At 56.9% G+C, this 22,218-nt stretch carries 20 protein-coding genes, 1 tRNA gene, 2 pseudogenes and 1 riboswitch; of the genes and pseudogenes, 12 read left to right on the forward strand and 11 right to left on the reverse strand.

The features are described from left to right. Nucleotides 1-189 precede the first annotated feature (189 nt). From parE to HW561_RS08145, 4 genes are all read left to right on the forward strand, one after another. Complete coding sequence (parE, locus tag HW561_RS08130) at nucleotides 190-2,148, forward strand: DNA topoisomerase IV subunit B (protein WP_176863473.1); 1,959 nt, start codon at nucleotides 190-192, stop codon at nucleotides 2,146-2,148. Beyond that, nucleotides 2,145-2,915, forward strand: coding sequence for a hypothetical protein (locus HW561_RS08135; RefSeq protein ID WP_176863474.1), 771 nt, complete (start codon nucleotides 2,145-2,147; stop codon nucleotides 2,913-2,915). Before parE ends, HW561_RS08135 begins: the two co-directional genes overlap by 4 nt. Nucleotides 2,916-3,252: 337 nt before the next feature. Beyond that, a complete protein-coding gene (locus HW561_RS08140; protein WP_176863476.1) occupies nucleotides 3,253-3,585 on the forward strand; it encodes a hypothetical protein in 333 nt (110 codons plus the stop codon). A gap of 214 nt (nucleotides 3,586-3,799) precedes the next feature. Beyond that, a complete protein-coding gene (locus HW561_RS08145; protein WP_176863478.1) occupies nucleotides 3,800-4,081 on the forward strand; it encodes a hypothetical protein in 282 nt (93 codons plus the stop codon). 34 nt (nucleotides 4,082-4,115) lie between these two features. On the opposite strand, the gene HW561_RS08150 is transcribed toward HW561_RS08145, so the two are convergent. After that, nucleotides 4,116-4,955, reverse strand: a complete 840-nt coding sequence (locus HW561_RS08150; protein WP_176863480.1) for an EamA family transporter — start codon at nucleotides 4,953-4,955, stop codon at nucleotides 4,116-4,118. A 263-nt stretch (nucleotides 4,956-5,218) separates the two neighbouring features. On the opposite strand from HW561_RS08150, the pseudogene HW561_RS24265 reads away from it, so the two are divergent. Then, a pseudogene (locus HW561_RS24265) lies at nucleotides 5,219-5,974 on the forward strand (hypothetical protein); the annotation flags it as partial. Nucleotides 5,975-5,981: 7 nt separating this feature from the next. Here HW561_RS24265 and HW561_RS08160 read toward each other — a convergent pair. Next, nucleotides 5,982-6,656: a TIGR04283 family arsenosugar biosynthesis glycosyltransferase gene (locus tag HW561_RS08160; protein ID WP_176863482.1), complete on the reverse strand. Its 675-nt coding sequence runs from the start codon at nucleotides 6,654-6,656 to the stop codon at nucleotides 5,982-5,984. A gap of 73 nt (nucleotides 6,657-6,729) precedes the next feature. Here HW561_RS08160 and ygfZ point away from each other — a divergent pair, with 73 nt between their 5' ends. Together ygfZ and HW561_RS08170 are read left to right on the forward strand one after the other, a co-directional pair. Next, nucleotides 6,730-7,467, forward strand: coding sequence for a CAF17-like 4Fe-4S cluster assembly/insertion protein YgfZ (gene ygfZ, locus HW561_RS08165; protein ID WP_176863484.1), 738 nt, complete (start codon nucleotides 6,730-6,732; stop codon nucleotides 7,465-7,467). Nucleotides 7,468-7,579: 112 nt separating this feature from the next. After that, nucleotides 7,580-8,521 (forward strand): ABC transporter transmembrane domain-containing protein, encoded by a 942-nt coding sequence (locus tag HW561_RS08170; RefSeq protein WP_176863486.1) that lies wholly within the window; start codon nucleotides 7,580-7,582, stop codon nucleotides 8,519-8,521. Nucleotides 8,522-8,591: 70 nt separating this feature from the next. Here HW561_RS08170 and efp read toward each other — a convergent pair whose 3' ends face one another. Continuing rightward, nucleotides 8,592-9,155, reverse strand: coding sequence for an elongation factor P (gene efp, locus HW561_RS08175; RefSeq protein ID WP_176863488.1), 564 nt, complete (start codon nucleotides 9,153-9,155; stop codon nucleotides 8,592-8,594). 219 nt (nucleotides 9,156-9,374) lie between these two features. On the opposite strand from efp, the gene HW561_RS08180 reads away from it, so the two are divergent. Further along, complete coding sequence (locus HW561_RS08180) at nucleotides 9,375-9,695, forward strand: DUF6280 family protein (RefSeq protein WP_008757056.1); 321 nt, start codon at nucleotides 9,375-9,377, stop codon at nucleotides 9,693-9,695. 72 nt (nucleotides 9,696-9,767) lie between these two features. Here HW561_RS08180 and HW561_RS08185 read toward each other — a convergent pair whose 3' ends face one another. Then, nucleotides 9,768-10,337, reverse strand: coding sequence for a cobalamin biosynthesis protein CobQ (locus HW561_RS08185; protein ID WP_176863490.1), 570 nt, complete (start codon nucleotides 10,335-10,337; stop codon nucleotides 9,768-9,770). A gap of 62 nt (nucleotides 10,338-10,399) precedes the next feature. Between HW561_RS08185 and HW561_RS08190 the strand changes: the two genes are divergently transcribed. Next, a complete protein-coding gene (locus HW561_RS08190; RefSeq protein ID WP_176863492.1) occupies nucleotides 10,400-11,857 on the forward strand; it encodes a cobyric acid synthase in 1,458 nt (485 codons plus the stop codon). A gap of 2 nt (nucleotides 11,858-11,859) precedes the next feature. Here HW561_RS08190 and HW561_RS08195 read toward each other — a convergent pair whose 3' ends face one another. The 3 genes from HW561_RS08195 to HW561_RS08205 all read right to left on the reverse strand — a co-directional run bounded on the left by HW561_RS08195 (nucleotide 11,860) and on the right by HW561_RS08205 (nucleotide 14,920). Beyond that, nucleotides 11,860-12,678 carry a hypothetical protein gene (locus HW561_RS08195; protein WP_176863494.1) on the reverse strand — a complete coding sequence of 273 codons (819 nt, stop codon included), beginning with the start codon at nucleotides 12,676-12,678 and terminating at the stop codon, nucleotides 11,860-11,862. 74 nt (nucleotides 12,679-12,752) lie between these two features. Further along, nucleotides 12,753-14,171 carry a TolC family outer membrane protein gene (locus tag HW561_RS08200; protein WP_176863496.1) on the reverse strand — a complete coding sequence of 473 codons (1,419 nt, stop codon included), beginning with the start codon at nucleotides 14,169-14,171 and terminating at the stop codon, nucleotides 12,753-12,755. A gap of 95 nt (nucleotides 14,172-14,266) precedes the next feature. After that, the gene (locus tag HW561_RS08205) at nucleotides 14,267-14,920 is read right to left on the reverse strand and encodes a protein-L-isoaspartate O-methyltransferase family protein (RefSeq protein ID WP_176863498.1); all 654 of its coding nucleotides are present in this window, start codon (nucleotides 14,918-14,920) and stop codon (nucleotides 14,267-14,269) included. 227 nt (nucleotides 14,921-15,147) lie between these two features. On the opposite strand from HW561_RS08205, the gene HW561_RS08210 reads away from it, so the two are divergent. Then, nucleotides 15,148-15,221: transfer RNA gene (locus tag HW561_RS08210), tRNA-Cys, on the forward strand. A gap of 249 nt (nucleotides 15,222-15,470) precedes the next feature. On the opposite strand, the gene HW561_RS08215 is transcribed toward HW561_RS08210, so the two are convergent. The 4 genes and pseudogenes from HW561_RS08215 to HW561_RS08230 form a co-directional block, all read right to left on the reverse strand. Then, complete coding sequence (locus HW561_RS08215; RefSeq protein ID WP_328803265.1) at nucleotides 15,471-17,021, reverse strand: sensor histidine kinase; 1,551 nt, start codon at nucleotides 17,019-17,021, stop codon at nucleotides 15,471-15,473. Further along, entirely contained in the window at nucleotides 17,006-17,698 is a 693-nt protein-coding gene (locus HW561_RS08220) for a response regulator transcription factor (RefSeq protein ID WP_176863500.1), read from the reverse strand. The genes HW561_RS08215 and HW561_RS08220 overlap by 16 nt, the downstream gene beginning before the upstream one ends. 7 nt (nucleotides 17,699-17,705) lie before the next feature. Continuing rightward, nucleotides 17,706-19,247, reverse strand: coding sequence for a DUF4153 domain-containing protein (locus HW561_RS08225; RefSeq protein WP_176863502.1), 1,542 nt, complete (start codon nucleotides 19,245-19,247; stop codon nucleotides 17,706-17,708). A 134-nt stretch (nucleotides 19,248-19,381) separates the two neighbouring features. Further along, a pseudogene (locus HW561_RS08230) lies at nucleotides 19,382-20,283 on the reverse strand (NAD(P)-dependent oxidoreductase). Between the two features lie 200 nt (nucleotides 20,284-20,483). After that, nucleotides 20,484-20,690: riboswitch (cobalamin riboswitch) on the forward strand. Nucleotides 20,691-20,774: 84 nt separating this feature from the next. Between HW561_RS08230 and HW561_RS08235 the strand changes: the two are divergent. Both HW561_RS08235 and cobW read left to right on the forward strand, forming a co-directional pair. Then, complete coding sequence (locus HW561_RS08235; RefSeq protein WP_176863504.1) at nucleotides 20,775-21,158, forward strand: DUF1636 family protein; 384 nt, start codon at nucleotides 20,775-20,777, stop codon at nucleotides 21,156-21,158. Between the two features lies 1 nt (nucleotide 21,159). Next, a complete protein-coding gene (gene cobW / locus HW561_RS08240) occupies nucleotides 21,160-22,215 on the forward strand; it encodes a cobalamin biosynthesis protein CobW (protein WP_176863506.1) in 1,056 nt (351 codons plus the stop codon). The last annotated feature ends 3 nt before the right edge of the window (nucleotides 22,216-22,218 follow it).

Raw genomic sequence — 22,218 nt, forward strand, 5'->3', positions numbered from 1 at the left:
CTGTGTGCCGAATGGAAGCCAGAAAGAGATAGCCTTTCCATCTTGCGTCAGCGGCAAATAACAGCTCTGTGGCCAATGGGCACTCTCCTTCGTCTAAACCGCAAACCCTCCACAACACTTCGCGTCCCTCTTCCCCCGGACTACATCACCTGCCATAATGGGGGAAACTCAAAAACAAGAGCAGCACCTATGCCCGACGATCTGTTGACGCCCAGCGCAACCGCCACCTATGACGCCTCCTCGATTGAGGTGCTTGAAGGGCTGGAACCGGTGCGCAAACGCCCCGGCATGTATATCGGCGGCACGGATGAACGCGCACTGCACCATATGGTGGCAGAAATCCTCGACAACTCGATGGATGAGGCCGTCGCGGGCCACGCCAACCGGATCGAGGTCGAGCTGCACGAAGACTACGCCCTGACCGTGCGCGACAACGGGCGTGGTATCCCGGTCGATCCGCACCCCAAATTCCCCGACAAATCCGCGCTTGAGGTGATCTTGTGTACTCTGCACGCGGGTGGTAAATTCTCGGGCAAGGCCTATCAGACCTCGGGCGGTCTGCACGGCGTGGGGGCCTCGGTGGTCAACGCCCTGTCCGATTCCATGGTTGTTCAGGTGGCAAGGGACAAACAACTTTATGAACAACGCTTCTCGCGTGGTGTTCCGCAGGGTCCGGTCGAAAAAGTGGGCGCAGCGCCGAACCGGCGTGGCACTACCGTCACCTTCCACGCCGACCCTGACATCTTTGGCCATCACAAGTTCAAACCCGCGCGCCTGTTCAAATCCATCCGGTCAAAGGCCTACCTGTTCTCGGGTGTGGAAATCCGCTGGAAATCCCATATCGACGACGGCGAAACCCCGACCGAGGCAACGTTTCATTTCCCCGGCGGCCTGTCCGATTACCTCAAGGAGACGATGAACGGATCGTCCACCTATGCCGATCAGCCCTTTGCCGGCACCGTGGATTTTCAAGAAAAATTCAACACCCCCGGCAAGGTCGAATGGGCGATCAACTGGACACCGTCGCGCGACGGGTTCATCCAGTCCTACTGTAACACCGTCCCCACGCCCGAGGGCGGCACCCATGTGGCGGGCTTCTGGGCGGCGATCCTCAAGGGCATCAAAGCCTATGGCGAGTTGATCAACAACAAGAAGGCCACCCAGATCAACCGTGACGACCTGATCACAGGCGGTTGCGCCCTTGTGTCGTGCTTTATCAGCGAGCCGGAATTCGTGGGCCAGACCAAAGACCGTCTGGCCACGGTCGATGCGCAGCGACTGGTGGAAAATGCGGTCCGCGACCACTTTGACAACTGGCTAGCCGCGGACACGAAATCCGCCGGCGCTATCTTGGACTTCCTGATCCTGAGATCAGAGGAACGTCTGCGCCGACGGGCCGAGAAAGAAACACAACGCAAATCCGCCACTAAAAAACTTCGTCTTCCCGGCAAGCTGGTGGACTGCTCTAGTTCAACACGGGACGGTACGGAATTATTCATCGTCGAAGGCGATTCTGCGGGCGGATCGGCAAAAATGGGTCGAAACCGCAAAACACAGGCGCTGCTGCCCCTGCGCGGCAAGATCCTGAACGTGCTGGGCGCGGCCAGTTCCAAACTGGGCACCAACGCCGAGATCAGCGATCTGACGCAGGCCCTGGGGGTTGGGCTCGGCACCCGCTTCAACGTCGATGACCTGCGCTATGACAAGATCATCATCATGACCGACGCGGATGTGGACGGCGCGCATATCGCGGCGCTGCTGATGACGTTCTTCTTCACCCAGATGCGCCCGATGATTGACGCGGGCCACCTGTACCTCGCCTGCCCGCCTTTGTATCGCCTGACCCAAGGCGCGAAACGCGTCTATTGTCTGGACGAGGCCGAGCGCGACGAATGGTTGGAGAAAGGTCTGGGCGGCAAGGGTAAGATCGACGTGTCCCGCTTCAAGGGGCTGGGTGAGATGGACGCCAAGGATCTGAAAGAGACCACGATGGACCCGGCGTCCCGGAAACTGATCCGGGTCACCATCGACGAGGACGAACCCGGCGAGACCGGCGATCTGGTCGAGCGTTTGATGGGCAAAAAGCCCGAACTGCGGTTCCAGTACATTCAGGAGAACGCGCGGTTTGTGGAGGAGTTGGATGTTTGAGCTCCCTAAAAACGATCCTTGGATCGAGGATCGCAACCAGTGCTGACATCAACGGTCTCTTTGTTCCAGCAAACAGCCTGAGCGAACACCTGAAATCGTACTCAGAACCGGCTGTATTTGCGGCGGACGACTGCGGCCGCTACAATATGGGCCTCGGTGGAAGCACAGCTAAAGTCAAGATTGGTGAGAGATACTTCGCCCTACTCTCTATGCACCAAATCAAGAAAGGCCTTTTTGACTTTGAGCAAATAAGTCTCTTCAACTACGAGACTAATAAAATGGCGACGGCGCAAAAAGCCATTTTTCCAATCCAATCGAATGAAATCGCAGACAGTATTGACTGTGTGCTTTGCGAGTTCACTGAGCCGGTATTGAGCGGGAACCTCTCCCGCAACGGCTGGTATGATGTGGAAACCGATCTGACGTTTGACGCAACTAGATCGGCGATTTTGGTATTCGCAATAGGCTATCCTAGTAATCGCAACGAGATTGATTACTATAGTTTCCAGTTTTCGATCAGCCCAAATGCGGTCATTGGCACCGAAACGGTACCATGTGTCAGTGATAGGCTAAGCTTCAAGCCCATAAATTCACTAGAGTATGATCCGAAGGGAATGAGTGGGAGTCCAGTCTTTGGGGTGCATTTGTCTGACGCATATCTAAAGGTATTCATGGCAGGCATCGTTACTGAGGCGTCAAAGGATCAGTTTCACTTTCTGCCCTTGGTCCGCTTGCGTCGTTTTTTTAATCACGCTCTAAAAGAATAAAACTCTCGCTCTCCTCGCCTTCTCTGTGACGCCTCAAAAAAAGCAAACGTAGGATTGGTGATTGCACCCATCTCACATCCCCAACAAGCCCACGCGCCGTGAAGGGTGGATCCCGCGCGCGCATGATGGATGGCATCATGCGCTGAAGGGTACCGTACGGAGCAGTCCGTATCCCGCGCCAACACCCCTGCCTCCTAACTCTGAAATATCCTCTGGCGTGATCGTGAAAGCGGCAACATCAGGTCAGCCTTGAAATCGGCATTTCTGCGGCCTAACAGCAGGCACAGATATCCGGCAGGCATTGTTGCCGGATCAACGGCTTACAAGGACTGTAAATATGAGTTTCAAATTTACCCGCAAACCTCTGATCGTGGCTGCTTTGGCCCTGACGACCGCGCTGGCCGCCTGTGCTGCGCCGCACCCGGCGTATGAGGACGCGGGCTATCTCAACGTTCTGGATCAGGGCAACCGAGAGATCGCGGCAAACCCGAACTATGTGCGGTTGCCGATTGATACCGACGCCCAGACCGACCAGTTCATCGACCTGAGCTATAGCTTGTACAACGGCGAGATCACCAAACAGCAGTTTACCTCTCAGTTGCAGGCCGCGTATCCGGATCCCAAATACAAAGGCAGCATTCGCTGGAACGCGGATAATTTCGCCCAGTAAATATCGGGCGGGTGTCCATACCCATCCAGCAAAAAGGGGCACATTCCCATGTGCCCAAAGCTGCGCCTTTGCCCGTCTTTCACAACATCCCCATTGCTTAACCCGCTGATCTCCATCACACTTACCCTATTCGTCAACCAAGAACGACATTTGAGGCCCTGAGCGTCCAAGACCCAATTTGAACGACAACAGATATTTCGAACGGGAGGACGACATGAAAACACTAACCCTCGGGCTGGCCTTTGCCCTGCTGGCCTCACAAGGCGCGGCGCAGCAGACGCTCAGCCTTGCATCCCCGATCCCAGACGGCGCCGAGATGCGGCTTTGTTATTACCAAGGCATGGCCTATTCCATGGATTCCTTCATCGTGGTGACCGGGGACAACACCGTGACACCGACGATCAGCACGCGTGAGGAACGGCTGATGCGCTGCGTCCAAAGCGAAGCTGGCCCCATGCACTGGAAGCCTCAAAGCACGTTTCAGGTCAGCAAATAGGATGGGTTTCTAACCCATCCCCCCCTGCCCGACGTCACACGGCCATCCCGATCAGCGCAACGCCAACCGCCATCAAAGCCGCCGCGCCTAGGCGTCGAATCCAGTTGCCCTCGTGCAGGAATATGAAGCCGATCAGCGCCGCAAAGATAACGGAGGTTTCCCGCAGCGCCGAAACCGCCCCGAGCGGTGCGAAGTTCTTGGCATAGAGCACCAGTCCATAGGCCGTCATCGACACCAGCCCTCCCAAAATGCCGATCATCCACACTTTGGCGGGCAACTCGGTCAGAACGGCGCGCTTACGAATGCCAATGAAACCGGCGATGAACAGGTGCAAAAACGCCCCCCACGCCCAGTAGCTGAGCGTATTGCCCGACAGCCGCACACCGATCCCGTCCACCACCGAGTAAATCGATATGCAGAACCCGGTGCCCAGAGCGAACCCCAACGCACTGCGCCCGACGCCGGAGCGAAGCGCTCTCCAACTGCTAAGCTGAATGCCCAGCGCGATCAGTGCGATCCCGCCCCAAGCCTGCCACGGCAGAACTTCACCCACCAGCAGCATCGCCCAGAGCGACACCAAGGCAGGAACAATGCCGCGAGCGATAGGGTAAACCACGCTCAGGTCGCCGTGCTGATACGCCTTGCCCAGCATGAAATAATAGCCGAAATGCACGACGGTCGAGAGCAGAATGTATTGAAAGCTTTCAGCGGTGGGCAGTGGCAGCAGCAGCACCATGACCGACGCAGGAATGACGTGGCCCAGCGCCACCAAGCCCAGCATGGTTGTCCGATCCGCCGCCGTTTTGACAATTGCGTTCCACACTGCATGCAACAGCGCTGCCGTCAGAATAATGCCGATGACAAATAGGGTCACGCTTGAACCTTTCGCGCAAAAAACAGGCCCGAGAAGGGCCGAGTGCTCCATTTACATACTGTGAGGGTGATCACAACGCGGATTCTGCACCCATAATCAAACTGATGCCTGCAACACGGCCTGGCAAAGGCCCCGTGAGCCCCAACAATTGCCCTGATCATCAATGCCCCCGCCCGCGCAACCCAAATGTGGCATCCTGAAAGACGGTACAACTGCGCGTGATCGCTGTTGCGTGGCGGATCGGACATCTTAAACTCAGGCTCATGAGCTTTGTGACTGAAAACCAACTGCCTTTGCTGATCCTGTTCTTTGTGATCGGCGCTATCGGTACAGGTTTCCTGTTCCGCAAACCGGCCGGGCACCGGGCGTGGAAACTGGCCGATCTGGTCTGGGTCGTCCTAGGTGGCATCGGTGCCTTGGTGGCGGTGCTGGCAGGGCTTTACACCTCTGACAGTTCGCGGTTGGACCGGCAGATCGACGTGGCCTATGCGGCGACATTGGCCTTTGACCGGGACGCCGCGCGGTTCCGGCTGCGATTCTGCGATCCGGCGTATGACCCGGACACAGCCGTTCTGTGCGACAAAGTCGAGTTCCTGTCAGCCTCAACCGCCAGCAACGCCGATCTGCCTTTGTTCATTGCGGTCACGAATGAGGTGGCTCCGTTGCAGGGGCTGCATTTCCTGTTCGGGCGACAAGACAAGGATAACATGGATGAGATGCGGGGCATGGCAGCCAAAGCCGATGCCTTCAATATCGATCAGTTTCTGGTCTTTACTTCATTGGATGAGGCGACGCAGGTCGCTATCGACAACATGCGCCGCAAGGTTCCCGCAATTGCCGGGGATTACCTGATCCTGGCCCAGAGTTACGATGATCTGATCGACCAGGTCTCCAAGCTGAAGGACGAGTGGGAATACCTGCAGGACAACTCTCACATTCTGGTACTGCAGATCGTTGCCCTGTGTCTGGTGAGTTTTGCTGCGCCCTTCCGGCTCGGGAAGTCCATCGTCGAGCTGCGCTATAGCCTTATCGCCGGTAAACCTGTGCCAGCTTCGCAGGATCTGCCCCAAGAAAATACCGAAGCAGAGTCCACAGGTTCCGCCCACCCCGCCGAATCCACCCCGACCGTTCATAGCGTTCCGCACTCGTGAACGCGCGCACGTCCAGCAGCGTCACACGGGGAAGCACCCGCACCAGGGCGACGTCCTCCATCAGCGGTTGATCCTTGTATCCGCCGACAGTCGAATAGGTCTGACGCATAACCAGCAATCCCTGATCGCCGTAGGGCAGCCCAAACAACCGGCTGCGCAGATTGGCCCAGCCCGCAACCCAACGTGGCGCAAACCCCGTGGCACGAAACGCCAGACGAAACACGGCTGGCTTGCCGGTTCGAAGATGGTCAGCCACGGTTTCACTCCACCCCGGGTCGAGCACAGTGTCGGCGTGCAACACCAAAAGCCAATCTCCATTGGCCTGTGCGCACCCCCGACGCAATTGTCCCCCACGAGAGGGGATGCCCTGAACCACCTCAGCCCCAGCTTCCTCGGCAATCTCAAGCGTCTTGTCGGTCGATCCGCCATCACTGATCACCAGTTCACGGATCAGCCCGGCGTGTACCCCCTCCATCAGCGCTTGCAGACACGCAGGCAGAGATTCTGCCGCGTTCAGAGTCGGTATCACGATGCTGATGGGCGCGGGCACGTCTGATAACCTCTGGTGTTGGATGCGAGAGTTCCTATATCACGGAGCCCAAGGAAATGACGAGGACCAAGCCATGCCCACCCGCCGCATTCTGCGCCTGACCGGCTCGGACACCGATAGTTTCTTGCAGGATCTGATCACCAACGACATTCGCGGGTTAGATGACGGGTTGGTTTATGCTGCGCTGTTGACGCCGCAAGGTAAGTATCTGGCGGATTTCTTTCTGAAACGAGAGGCGGGCGCGGTGTTGCTGGATGTCGCTGAAGATCTGTCAGAGGGGCTGATCAAACGGCTGAACATGTACAAGCTGCGCGCGGATGTTGGGATCGAAATCGCCGATCTTAACCTGCAGCGCGGCACGGGGGCAGCCCCAGAGGGCGCCCTGCCCGACCCACGCCATCCTGATATGGGTTGGCGCCACTACACTCTGGCGCCCGAAAGTGATGACGGTTCGGATTGGGATGCGATCCGGGTGCGCCATTGCATTCCCGAGACCGGCATCGAACTGACTCCGGACAGTTATATTCTGGAATCCGGGTTCGAAATCCTGAACGGCGTGGATTTCAAAAAGGGCTGCTATGTCGGACAGGAAGTAACAGCCCGCATGAAGCACAAAACGGACTTGCGCAAAGGCCTGCGGCGGGTTCTGATTGATGGCAGTGCGCCCGTGGGTACAACGGTCTTATCCAATGGCAAACCTGCCGGGACGCTGTTCACGCAATCGGGCGGTCAAGCAATTGCATATCTGCGATTTGATCGCGCCGGGGGCGAAATGCAGGCTGAAGATGCCAAGGTCCGTTTGGCCGACTAGACCGCTCCTGTTGCCAATCAGGCACGGGTAATCCATCGGCTGGTATCCGAAAGTTTGAACCTGACCACCACCGCTGTCACACTGCGGGTGGTGAAATCACCCGGATACCTGCATGTTACGACTATATTCCGCTATCTGGCGCGCCAGTGCCGGGCGACAAATCATTCTCATACTGTTTTCGCTTGCGGTCGCAGGACTTGCCGCCGTCCCGCTTGAGTTTCAGCGTGACATCATCAATCATCTGACCTCGGATGATGTCGGAACGGAACGTCTGATCTTGCTGGGCGCCGGCATGTTGGCGGTGATCCTTCTGAGTTTGGCGCTGAAATGGGTTCTGGGATATCGCTCGGGAACATTGGGCGAAGATATGATCCGGCTGATCCGCCAGCGATTGCTGTTGCGGTCCGCCGACATCAAAGAGACCGGAGAGGTCATCCGCAAAGGCACCATGACAACCGCCATTTCCGCCGAGGCGGAAGAGCTGGGTAAATTCGCGGGTGGCGCTTTTTCCGACCCGGTGGTGCAGATCGGTACTCTGATCAGCGTGATCGGTTATATCTCGACCACGCAACCGGGGCTTGGGCTGATCGCATTTTCAATGATCGTGCCTCAGATCGTCATTGTTCTGGTTTCGCAACGCAAAGTGAACGTTTTTGTCGCCGAACGTGTTCGCATTCTGCGCAGCGCCACCGATGGCCTGACCATTGAAGACATCGAAGCTGCCACACGAGATATCGAAGCGCAGTTCGATGAGATCTACGAGACCCGACGCCGGATGTTCATCTGGAAACTCTCTGCCAAGTTTTTGCTGAGCGTTATCAACGGCGCAGGAACAGTGGGCATCCTGATGCTGGGCGGCTGGTTGGTACTGAATGGCAAGACCGATGTGGGTACAGTCGTTGCCGCCACAAGCGGGCTGGCCCGGATTCAAGGGCCCACGGCGTTCCTGATTGCCTTTTACCGTCAGGTCAGCGCCAACCGGATCAAATTTGAACTGATGTTAGAGCTGTTTGGCCCAGACCCGTCCCGCTATCGCCGCACCTCCCGCAGATAACGAAAAAGACCGCGCAGCACGGGCTGTCACGGTCCAATTCCAGTACGCCGTTCGCACAGTGACGGAGGTGTCACGCGCGCTCGGAGTAATCCATGGTCTCAGTGTTCACGATGATCATCTCATCCTGCCCAACGAACGGCGGCACCATAACCTTGATGCCGTTGTCCAGAACGGCTGGCTTGAACGAGTTGGCCGCAGTCTGACCTTTGACCACCGGCTCGGTTTCGACGATCTTGCAGGTCACTTTCTGCGGCAGCGATGCGTTTAGCGCCTCGCTCTCATGGAATTCGACAACAATGGTCATACCATCCTGCAGGAACGGACGCCGTTCGCCCAGCAACTCCGCAGGCAGTTCAATCTGCTCATAGGTCTCGGTGTCCATGAACACCAACATTCCATCAGATTCGTACAGAAACTGTTGGTCTTTCTGCTCCAGTCGTACACGCTCGACCTTGTCGGCAGACCGGAAACGCTCATTCAGTTTTGAGCCGTTGCGCAGGTTGCGCAGCTCGACCTGGGCAAAGGCCCCGCCCTTGCCTGGCTTCACATGATCAATTTTGACCGCCGCCCACAGCCCGCCGTTATGCTCAAGCACATTGCCGGGGCGAATTTCGTTCCCATTTATCTTGGGCATGACTTAAATCCTTCACAAACGGTTGATGCGTCAGTTGCGGCCCCTATATCTGGCGGGAGCAATCCTGGCAAGACAACGACACCTTGTGCTGCAGCTGCAGCAAGCCATGCACATGACGCAACGCAACTATGCATATTAGGTGTATCCGAATCGCACTTAATCGGTCATAAGGACCGTCACGCCGAAAATTGCAAGAGCAAGAAAAACAAGGAAGACGAGATGAGAGATTTCGTTGACGGCACTGCCTTTAACAACGAACAAGGCAATCGTGCTCGGAAACTTTTCGCAGCCGTCGTACTGGCTGCACTGGATGACGCCATCGCCGACGATAAGAAGTATGGCAATGGCCCGGAACAAATCGCCCGTTGGGCGCGCTCGCGCGATGGTCGCGAAGTGCTGTCCTGCGCGGGTATTGACCCGAACGAACGGGTTGTTGGCGGACTGATGGAGTTCGTTGGACGCGGTGTGCGGACCTCGGTCGCCCTGTCGCGTGAAGAAAGCGAGCGTCGTAATGCCGCTCAGCAAGCTGAAGCCGCCTGATCTACGGCGACTTCTGATGGAAAAAGCGCGCTCCTGTATCCGGAGCGCGTTTTTCTTTTGCGCATCGCCGCGTCAAAAGAACAGCAGCCATTGACGGGCGACCCAAACCTCGGCTGCCAGCATCACCGCAAAAAACAGTTTGGCCCAAACTGACATGCCGCGATGCCACAGAACAGCGTAGGCCGCCAGACAGGCGACACCGGGAACAGGGGCAACCCAGAGTGCATGGTGCGCGCTGTCCCAATAGCTGATCTGGCTGTGGAAGACCCACGAACTAAAGGGCCAGAATTGGGGGCGACCGTCGCCAGCATGCAGCAGGAAATCCATCGTAAGATGCAATACCCCAGCCGCTGCTCCGATCGCCAAAACGCGCCATTTCAGTAAAAGCGCAACCAGCAGTGCCAGCCCCCAAAGAACAAAAGAATTGTCGATGGCAAACACCGTTTGCCATGCGGGCGAATAGTATAGCTGCCCGAAGACAACCTGCTCGGGGATACCCAAGATAAACAACGAAACGCCGGCCATGGCGTATAGCGACAGGTCTGGCAGCAACGATCCCAGCAGTGCCGCCCATAGGGTGCGTCCTGTGGCTGGGCGGGCAAAGACCGCGGCGCCGATCAAAAGATGCGCGGGCGTGTTCATCCGGGGCTTTCCCTTTGGCTTCAAATCAGGTCATCTGCGCGTCAACGTATAGGAGACAAGCCATGGTTCGCGCCATCATGATTCAGGGCACCGGCAGCAATGTCGGAAAATCGGTTCTGGTGGCCGGGTTGGCACGCGCCTACACTCGACGCGGGTTGAAGGTTGCCCCTTTCAAGCCTCAGAACATGTCGAACAACGCCGCAGTTACTGAAAACGGTGGTGAAATCGGGCGGGCGCAGGCGTTGCAGGCGCGGGCAGCCCAGCGCGAGCCCCACACTGACATGAACCCAATCCTGCTCAAGCCTGAAACCGATACGGGGGCTCAGATCATCGTACAGGGCCAGCGCGCGGGCACAATGCAGGCTGGTGACTATCGCAAGGATAAATCCAAACTTCTGGGCGCTGCTATGGAAAGCTTTGATCGCCTGTGCAGCGATGCAGATCTGGTTTTGATCGAAGGCGCAGGCAGCCCTGCCGAGACAAACCTGCGCAAGGGCGACATCGCCAACATGGGCTTCGCCTGTGCAGCCGGGGTACCGGTTGTGCTGGTGGGTGATATTCACCGGGGCGGCGTGATCGCGCAAATCGTTGGTACGCAGGCGGTGTTGGACGCAGGTGATCTGGCGATGATCCGCGGATTTGCCGTCAACCGTTTCAAGGGCGATGTATCCCTGTTTGACGACGGCCGCGATGACATCGCCACCCGCACCGGATGGCCCTGTTTGGGCGTGGTGCCATGGTTTCACAACGCGTGGAAACTGCCTGCCGAGGATATGATGGACATCCGGTCCCATACCGGGGGGGCGTGCAAGGTCGTGGTTCCTCAGCTGGAGAGGATGGCCAATTTCGACGATTTGGATCCGTTGTCGGCGGAACCCGGTGTCAGTGTCGAAATCATCCCCGCAGGTCGCCCCCTGCCCGGTGACGCTGATCTTGTTTTATTGCCCGGCAGCAAATCCACCATAGGCGACCTGAACTACTTCAGGGCGCAGGGATGGGACATCGATCTGTACGCACATGTGCGCCGGGGCGGTCACGTTCTGGGCCTGTGCGGCGGCTTCCAAATGCTGGGCAAGACGATCTCGGATCCTGATGGGGTCGATGGGCGTCCGGGTACGGTCGAAGGACTGGGCCTTCTGGATGTTGACACCGTTATGGCAGGTCAGAAACAGGTGACATTGACGAAAGCGCACGCACTACCAAACGGAGAACTGGTCAGCGGCTACGAAATCCATATGGGCCAGACCGAAGGGCCGGATTGCAGCCGCGCCTGGTTAGAGATCGAAGGTCGCCCCGAAGGAGCCGCCAGCCCAAATGGACGTATTCTCGGTAGTTACCTGCACGGCATCTTCTCCTCGGATGACTTCCGGGCCAGCTATCTTGCAAAACTGGGTGTTACATCCGATACGGCATATGAAGATGGGGTGGAACAGACATTAGACGATCTGGCCGATCATCTCGAACAACACATGAATCTGGACCTGCTGCTGACGTTGGCACTGCCCCCTCAGCGTGGCTGAACCTATTCCAACTTTTCTGCGGCCAATGCGCGGTAGATTTCACGACGCACCATCTTTCGAACGTTTCGTGTGATCCGTTCGCCCAGGACGCCTTGTAGCTCTTGTCGGACCACATCCGCGATCATGGCACGCAGCGCCTCTTCCTCCATCGTGACGGATTGCGGCCCCTCCGGTTCAATGGTTTCCGGTTCCACTACCGGCGATGCGAGGACCTCGGGACTTCGAACAAAGGTGGCCGTAGATTGCGGTGCCTCGTCATTTTCGCCCTGAGGCTCGGACTCTTCCACTTCGACCTGATCCACAAGATTAGTCTCAGCAAATCCCTTCACCGCATTCCAGGGCAATGCCTGTGTCGGCGTTCCGGAATAGGCATCGTCGCTGTCGCCATCCGGTTCCCATTGATCTTCAGTCCGTGCAATTGCAGCTTCCAGCGCTTCAATCTTGGCACTCAAGCTGCCAGCCAGATCACCGGGGGCATTCGACTCATCAGTCGATGTCGCAGCAGTCCCGGCAACCGAGTTCTGCCCCACCTCGTCCTTGTTTGCCGCATTTCCCGCACGTACGATATCACAGGTGCGCAACAGCATTGGTTTGGCCGAATCTTCGGCGCTGTATTCCGGCTCCAGTTTCAGAGGCTTGGAATCAATCTTAGCCTTAGCGGGTTTGCTGATACGCAAGGCATCCGTCAAAACCAGCCGCCCTGGTTTGCGCGCTGTAGTCTTTTGATCCGAAACCGGAACTTTACGACCTTCTTCGCTTACCAGACGTTTTACCGAGGATAGAACATCCTCGATACCGGCTTTTACGACACTGTCTGTCATTGTTTTCTACCGCTCTTTCCTCAGAATTGAGTGTAGCCAAACAATCCGGACCTCACAACAGGTAGTATTGGTCGTCAGTCACGCCGCAATGCTTTGAGAACGCGATCCAGATCCTTGCTCTGTTTGCTGATCTGTGCCGGCGCTTTTTTCACCAGATTATAATACAGCGTCGGGTCATAAATCTGCACCGCAAGCCCAAGACGTTCTGCCGTCAGTAGCCCCTGCGCCTGCAACACCTGATAGGCCGCCAGCGACCGCTCTGTCCGGGACAGAACCTCGCTCAACTGCGCATCCAGCAGATCCTGCTGGGCGTTCAAGACATCCAGCGTGGTTCGCGCACCCAGTGTAGCCTCTTCGCGAATTCCGTCAAAGGCCACTTGCGAGGCGCGGACCCGCTCGGTCGACGCGGTCAGGCTGGCCGTTGCAGTTTCAAAACGAACATATGCATCCGTTACGCCCTGCGTAATATCCTTTTGCACATTCAACAGATTCGCGCGGGAAGAATCCCGGGTGGCCATTGCGCGACGCACAGTGGCAGCCAATCGGCCACCAGCATAAATCGGCTGATTGAAATTCAATGATAAACCGGCATCGTTTTGATAGTCATCGTCGTCAAAGTTTTCTCTGACGCCCGCGTTTGCGCCTAGGCTGACATTCGGGCCCAGACCGGCCCGCTGTTGCCGAACGATAAGATCAAAGGCCCGCACCTGATGCTGTGCAGACAGGATAGCCGGGTGGTTTCGCTGGGCCAGACCGATCGCATCGGACTGCGACCGCGGCAGGTTTGGTAGGCTGGGCTGACCAGCCGTACGACCCGGCAACTTTCCGACGGCGTTCAAATACTCGGCCTGAGCAGTACTCAGGTCGCCTCGGGCGTCGGCCAAATCCGCACGCGAACTGGCCAATTGAGCTTCGGAAAGGGCAACGTCAGTTCGCGTAACCTCGCCCACTTCGAACCGATCGTTCGATGCGCGCAGTTCCTCGCTCGACAAATCAACGTTGTTCTGTCGGATTTGCACTGTCTCTTCTTGCAGCAACACGCCCAGATAGGCCGTCGTTGCACGAAAGAGGACTTGCTGTTCGATGTCGATCAGCGATTGCCGCGTCGCCAGAACTGTTTCTTGAGCGGATTGCTTGCCCAGAACCGACGCACCACCATCATACAAAAGCTGAGTCAGCGTCAGTCCAGAAAAAAAACGGGCCGGATTCGTGGTCGTGACAACCGATCCCGACCGGGTTTTCGTGTACTCTTGGTTGATGTTCACCGACCAGTTGATGATCGGCCGCAGCGCCGCGAGGGCAATCGCAACATCTTCATCGGCTGCACGCAAAAGGGCCCGGTTCTGTTCCAACAGGCCACTCGTGTTGTATGCACCGATGAAGGCATCGGTCAGATTATCAGCCCACACCGCACGCCCAGGCATAACGCTGAGGGCAATTCCAGCCGTCACTGCAAACGCCTTGACCACCTTATCTGCTGCCATACCACGCATAACCAAATCCTCTCAAATCAAAATTACGCAACCCTGCAGGCAGTTTGCGTCTTTGTTTTCAACTAATCAAGGCGACAGAATAATCTATCGCCTGACTATAGCGAAAATGCACACTCAATGGAAAAACTCTCTAAAACCGGAGCACTGGCATTGAAAGCGTCACGCCAGTTGACTCGTCCAGCGGATTTGCGCCCGATCCGGACGGTTCCCAACTCGCCCTCGACGAACAGGCAGGCGATCCGGCCGTGATCCTTGAGCTGGTCCAGCAGACCGTCAGGTACCTGCTCGACCCCGCCCTGAATCATGATCACATCATAAGGACCATGCTCAACCGCACCTTGATCCAGCGGACCGACATGCACGATCGCATTGTCTGCTTCTGCTTCGGTAAGCAGGATTTGCGCCTCGGATGCGAGCGTTTCGTTCTCTTCCACGCCGACCACCAACTGCGCCATTCGCGCGGCAACTGCCGTCGAATAGCCCAACGCCGGAGCGATATCGAGAACCATCTCATCATTCGAGATATTCAGCGCATCCAGCATCTTGGCCAGCGTCCGCGGCTCCAGGATGCAGCGGTCGTTTCCGAGTTCGATCACCCCTTCGACATAAGCAGCCTCTCGCTGTGCGTCAGGGACAAAACTCTCGCGCGGGACTGTCAGCATGGCATCAATAATTGGGAATTTCGTGACATCGGAGGGCCGAATTTGCGTATCGACCATTGTGCGGCGCCGGGCTGCGAAATCTGTCATTGGATCTCTCGTCTTATTCCCTTGGATGTCTGGCTTGTGCCATATCCCGCATCGACCGGCAACGGCCCAGATGCCGCAACCTACGCCTGTCGGCAAGTTTGTGGTCACCAGACATCTGACAATTCGCAATCAGGCTGCCAAAATTCCATTCAATCCACTGGACGCCCCTGACGAAAGCTGCTAAAACGCCGGTCACACCACGGCAAGTATTTGATTTTACTTGAAAAGGCGAGTTGGCGGAGTGGTGACGCAGCGGATTGCAAATCCGTGTACACCGGTTCGATTCCGGTACTCGCCTCCACTGCTTTTCAATCAGTTAGAATCGCTGGAATTTTTCGGTCGATAGTTTCCGTTGGCCTGATGGCAAAATATTCGTTTCACTTCGATTCTAGCATCCGTAAAAATGTTGCTTACTGCGTCAGGTAGACAGATCGCGCCTGCCAGAACATCCCTTGGTGAACGTAGAGCGGTCTGATCAACAATTCCCAGCCACCAATCGCAGCTTCGACACGCGTTGCACACCTCAATCCACAGATCATTTGCAAGCTTTTCATTCACTCAAGGCTCTAGCGTTGAAACGGATAGTAAATTGAGCACCAGACGTGAGCGAATGAAGGGTGAGTTGGCCTCCAGACGCTTCGACAACCGACTTTACAATGTTCAGGCCCATACCCGTCCCTCCCTGATCACGGCGCGTGGTGAAAAAGGGCATTAGAACCTTATCGCGATTCCCCGCACTTATGCCCCGACCGTCATCCTGAATAACCAGCTGTTGGCCCATGGCATCTTTCGATGCGGTCAGCGAAACGTCGCCAGCCCCGTTTTGCTGCGCATTTTCCAGCATATGCGTCAAGATGATCTTCAGGGCATGAGGGTGCAGCGGCAGAGCAACATTCTCATTGCAAGTCGACACCGTCAGAGCTGGAAACCTCGACCGTATTTCGCGTCCGACCTGTCTCAGTGTGGTCGACCCTTCTTCGGCGTTTTGCTCGGCAAGACTGAATGCGCGCATGCTGGCCAGAAGGTCCTCCATCCGTGCTGTATCGCGTTCGATATTGTCAAGAAAACGATCTCGTTGCGCTGTCGTCATATCTTCGTCGCGCAGCAACTCGGCAGCCCCTTTGACAGCCGTCAGAGGCGATTTCAGCTCATGCGTCACATGCGCTGTGTAGGTTTTCAGCGCGTCCTGTTGATCATGCAGGCGCTCTGTCAGGATTTGAAAACTGTTGCTGAGATTCTCAATTTCCTTTGTCCCGAATTGGCCGGGCGCCTCCCAGCGGGCCCCGACCGATCCGGCAGTTTGGGTTCGCTGGATCAAAGACTGGATCGGACGGGTCACAAAACGCCAGAAGACAAAACCAATCAGAGCGGTTGAGACGATGACAAACAATGCCGCCTTGGCGAGATTGAAACGCTCTCCGTAGAGAAATCGAAAAATGTGATTTGGTGTGCGGCTGAGGTATACCGCACCGACCACGTCACCATCCACAACGACCGGCATCGCGACAAAAACCCGGACTCTCGTTCCCTGACTAACAGAATAGACTGCCGGTTCCGGAGTGTTCCGGACGCGCACGCGCGTGACCGAGACCGTTTCTCCGCCCAGCGCACGGGCGACCTCGTCAACATGGTTCAGAGATAAGCCAAGTTCGGCACTCCCGCCAATGACATTGCCGTGCGGGTCAAGCAGTCGATATCCGGCCAATGTGTTCCTTTGCGACGCGTTTACGATGCGCGAAAGCTCGGGCCCGATTACGCGATAGACGGGCGAAGGCAATGTGGCCATCGGAGTTGCATCAGGACGCGGAGGAAAAATGGTTTCTGACCCCAGAGACAATGACGGGAAGACGGGTGTGAAACCTTGCGGATCGGTCAAACCAACGGCATCAAGGCCGGTTTCTGAGGCATAAGCCTCTGCGTACACCGCAGCCAGTACCGAGGCTTGGGTCAGCAAGCTTTCTTCCGTCTGCTGCACCAGTTGATTGGCGTAGAATCTGAATAGAAACAGCCCGGCAATTGGCAGGCACAAAACCAACCCCAGAACCAGTAACAGCACAGTCCCCAGCCGGGGACGCCATTTGCGGACTACACCGACCGGCACGCACCCATCCTCAGCCCGACACCATGAACCGTTACGATACTGTCGTGGCACCCTGCCTGGGTCAGTTTATTTCTGATATTTCGGATATGGCTGTCAATTGTGCGATCCGAGACGTGAATGTTTGCGCCGTACACAGCATCAATCAGACGCTGGCGCGAAATCACATTCTCTGGACGTTCCATCAGCGTTTCCAGCAACGAAAACTCGGATGCAGTCAGGGCAATGGTTTCCCCCGCCAGCACGCACGCATGCCGGTTCAGATCAATCTCGAGATCCCCGCGGCAAAAGCGTCGATCTGACCGTATGGCAACCGGTTGCGTTCTCTTCAAGATAGCCTTGATGCGCGCGACCAACTCTCGGGGCGAAAACGGTTTGGTCACATAGTCGTCACCGCCGATCTCAAGTCCGACGATCCGATCAATCTCGTCATCCCGCGCGGTCAGAAACAAGATTGGCAGGTCCGAGGTCTTGCGGATTTCCCGACACACTTCCAGCCCATCCATTTCCGGCAGACCGATATCCAGAACCACCAGATCAGGTTTGTCCACGCGCACCGCGGACACTGCAGCCAATCCATCCTCGACAAATGTCGTGGTGAAACCGGATTTCTCGGCCGCAAACCCGATCACTTCGCGGATATGAGGGTCGTCGTCTACGATGAGAATATGACCGGCCATAAACGTCTTACTCCTGTGCTCCCCCATCAAGATAGACCTGAAGCCGCCATCTGCGAAAGCCCCATTCGCGCCAGTTTTCAAGGGGTTGGAAAACGGGTTTTACGGGCATGTACCAGCCGTCACCAAGACACATCGGGTGCCCCGTTTTCGCCTCGTAGGCGTCAATAACGGGCAATGCTTGTTCGCCGAGGCCACAGATATACCCGGTATCCAGATTGCTGAGATCGTAAGATTTTCTGAAATTGAAATCTGCAACTACAAAGGCAAAGTTGACAAAGCAGCACAGAAAAAGCGTAACCGCCAAGGCCGCAAGGTTTGATCGAACCAACCAGGCGATGCTCTTGGTCCGGATAATCTGAACGATGATCAGGATCAGCCCGACAAACACCAGCCCCATCCAGATAAAGGCCGCGACGCGCAGATAAGTCAGTGTATAGGCCTCGACATAAAGGCTCAGCCGGATCACGGCCGTAATCACCAGAAACATGTTCTGCGCCAGCCACACAAGCATGAGGTTTCGCAAAAACCGGCTTTGATCGATCATTCTGTGGGTTGCGATAGCAAACAGGCCCGCCAAAAGTGCTGTTGCAACCAATGGATAGGCCCCACGATGGGCATAGCGCGCGTAGGTCATCCCTTCGGGCAGTGACATCCCACCGGTCAGCACTCCGATATCCAAAACCGTTTGTACGAAGAACAAAAGATTGAACAAAAGTAGCGAGTTCCGCAGTGATTCGGAGGTTACCAAGGCTGCCAACCATGGCACATGCCCAGACCGAAAACTGGGGGCCTTGGCCAGAGGGCCCAGAACGCCGCCGCTCAAGTTCAGATATGGCCAAATCAAGCAGGCCATACCGAACCAAAAGACAACACGCTGCAGATGCTCGGCTGTAAGAAAATCCAGTTCGGAGAACTGTGCCAGAAACCGCTCCAATATCGGGTTGGCTGCGGCCAGAAGGAACAGGAAGACAAGCCCGACAGTCAGGGGCAGGATCATGGACCTGGCGTGTTGTTTCAGGTCGGGGCTGGCCTGAAAGGTTCGTGTTTCCTTCACGACCGTGACGGGCAGCAAGACGACCCCGACCGAAGACAGGTGGATCAGGGCCCAAATGGCTTGCCACCATTCAACCATACGATCGTACCCCACCCATACAACGAGCATGGTGATCCCGCCGACAGTAAACAAAAGAGACAACGCCTGAACCTGCTCGACAATCGGCAGGTTGCAGATGACCTGAACGCCCAGCGCTATCCCCCATTCACGGCGCGTTGCGCCCTTGGGCTTCACGGCCAGCACGCAGGCCGACAGCGTCAGGACAAACAAGGCAATGGAAATCCCCGGGCCGTGATCCCAAAACAACCAATCCGCCAGCCAGACCAAAAGCAACAACACCGGAAGGACAGCTCTGTGACGAATGTCCGGCCTTGACGGATTCGAAGGCCCTGAGGCTTCAAAACTATGGCCTGCCTGCGCATCACTGCACGCCAACCACCATCCGTCGTGCCGAATGCTATCCGGCACGCCATTGATTACAAGTTGTCCGCTCATCTGTCCCTCCAAGCACTTTGGTGCCGTTGAAGGGACTATGCGCGGGCCATGTGCATTTGGCGGCGATAAGCCGTGCAAGCCTCAGGATTCTATTGTGCAGGTTTTGTGCAAAAGGTTTTCCAGAGAAACGTGTATCACCCAGTGTTGCGCCCTTGTGGGACCACATCATAGCCGGGCTCTTCAGGCTCGTCATCCAGCATTTCATCCGGAAAACCCGGCGCGCGAATGTCCAGCCCGGTGGCGTCTTTCAACCGTCTGATGATGTTTGGCGACAATTCACGATCCCCATACCGGGCGATGGCATCGTCGAAGATCTTGATCATCACCGGTTTCATTTCCAACGGCACGCCAGCGCGGTCTGCGACCTTTTGAAATAAGCCGATGTCCTTTTTCACGAGATCCATGGTGAACGAGATATCGCGTGAACCGTTCAGGATCACCTGGCTTTCGGTTTCATGCACAAAAGACGTACCCGATGAAATTTTGATCGCCTCATGAGTCGTGTTCAGGTCCATTCCGGCGGCCTTTGCTATAACCAACGCTTCGGCACATGTGATCAGGTTGGCGGTGGCCAGATAGTTGGTCATCACTTTCAGCACCGAGGCCGAACCCAGTTCGCCAGTATGCAGAACCCGGCGCCCCATCGTGGTCAAAAACGGCAGGTGCGCTCGAACGTCTCGCGATCACAGCCCGCAAAGATCGAGATATTGCCTGTCGCGGCACGGTGACACCCGCCAGAGACCGGGCAATCCACGGCGGCCCCGCCACGTTCAAGGACCAGTTCACCAAGGCGTTTGGCCTCAGCTTCGTCCGTAGTGGACATCTCCATCCAGATTTTCCCCGGCCCGACCTCGGGCAACATCTCTTGCATGACCGCGTCCGACGCTGCGGGTGACGGCAGACAGGTGATGACCGCATCGCAATCCTGCATCAACTGCGCCGGTCCTTCGACCGCCTTTGCCCCTTTGTCCACGCACGCGTCAACGAGTTCCGGGCTCAGGTCATGAACCGTCAGATCAATCCCGTTACGCAGCAATGAACCCGAGAGCTTTCCGCCGACATTCCCAAGACCGACAAAGCCAACTTACATGACGCATTTCCCTCTGCACGCATTTCCCCACTATGCCAACATGGCTGAACATCACGCGTTATGCCGCCCAGCGACGCTGGCAGGTCGCTTTTCACCTCATAGACCATCCAGTACGCGCGACTCGCTTGACAAGCCGCCTGCCCGTGCCGCATGTCCCTTTCGTTGGTGTCTGCGACAGCAGATGAAAAGGGAATGCGTCAACGAGTTGTTCGCCAAACGCAGCCGCCCCCGCGACCGTGACCGGAGAGGGTGCCCAATGCCACTGGCCGAAAGGCCGGGAAGGCGGGACATCCGGCAGAGCTACAGCTCTGACATCCGCAAGCCGGGAGACCTGCCAACACCCGAAGACCAGACCGGACGGGGTGTTCCGGTGTCGGGACCATGGCGAACAGCGTGGCCCGCATGAAACCCCGTCCCCCAATGAACCGATAAGGGGGATGAGAGACGTGACCGAGACCAAACCAGTCGAATTACTGGTCTGCACAACTTGCCGCCGTGGCTTGCCTGTCGAAGACGACGCCCAGCGCCCAGGCGCGTTGCTGCATAAGGCGCTGACCGAGGCCGACCTGCCCCAAGGTGTCGACCTGAAACCCGTCGAATGCTTGTCGAACTGCGATCAGGGATGCTCGATCGTATTGCGCGGCGGGCCGACCCGCTGGACCTTTGTCTATGAGAACCTGAACGAAGCCGACGATGTTGAAATCATCGTGGATGGCGCCACCAAATACCTCGCCGCCGAAGACGGCCTGGTGAAATGGCGCGACCGCCCCGAACATTTCCGCAAAAACTGTGCGGCCCGCATTCCCCCGATTGGAGCCTGATATGCCGAACCTCGAAAAACTTCCCGTCACTGTGATCACCGGCTTTCTGGGCTCGGGTAAAACCACGCTGGTGCGCCACCTGATGCAGAACCCGCAGGGCAAGCGGTTGGCCGTTGTTGTCAACGAATTTGGCGATGTGGGGGTCGATGGCGATATCCTGAAATCCTGCGCTATCCCGGATTGCCCGGCAGAGAACATCATGGAGTTGGCCAATGGTTGTATTTGCTGCACCGTGGCCGATGATTTCATCCCGACCATCGAGGCCCTGATGGCGCTGGAACCGCGCCCCGATCACATCCTGATCGAAACCTCGGGTCTGGCCCTGCCCAAGCCGCTGCTCAAGGCGTTCGACTGGCCCGATATCCGGTCCAAGATCACCGTCGATGGCGTGATTGCCCTTGCCGATGCCGAGGCCGTCGCAGCGGGTCGGTTTGCCCCGAATGTCGCGGCGGTCGATGCCCAGCGCTTGGCGGACGACTCGATTGACCATGAAACGCCTTTGTCCGAAGTGTTCGAGGATCAGATCTCATGCGCCGACATTATTCTTCTGACCAAGCCGGATCTTGCGGGCGCAGAAGGCGTGGCCAAAGCCAAAGAAATCATCGCAGCCGAGGCCCCTCGCCCGCTGCCTGTGGTCGAGGTTGCCGAAGGAGCCGTGGACGTTCGCGTCATACTCGGGCTTGAGGCTGCGGCCGAGGACGATATGGATGCCCGACCCTCGCACCACGACGGGCATGACGATCATGAGCATGACGATTTCGAAAGCATCATTGTCGAGCTGCCGGAACAGAGTGATCCCGCTGCTTTGGTCGCCAATATTGAACGTCTGGCGAATGAACTGAACATCCTGCGCGTCAAAGGTTATGCTGCCGTATCCGGTAAACCCATGCGCCTATTGGTGCAGGCCGTTGGCGCCCGCGTACGCCACCAGTACGACCGCCCTTGGAAAGCGGATGAAGATCGCCGCTCACGTCTGGTAGTCATTGCCGAACATGATGACATCAACGAGGCCGCGATCCGCGACATCCTTGTCGGTGTTGCCCAAGCGGCCGAGTAAGGA

Source organism: Ruegeria haliotis, from assembly GCF_013377785.1.
In the GTDB taxonomy this organism is placed as follows: Bacteria; Pseudomonadota; Alphaproteobacteria; order Rhodobacterales; family Rhodobacteraceae; genus Ruegeria; species Ruegeria haliotis.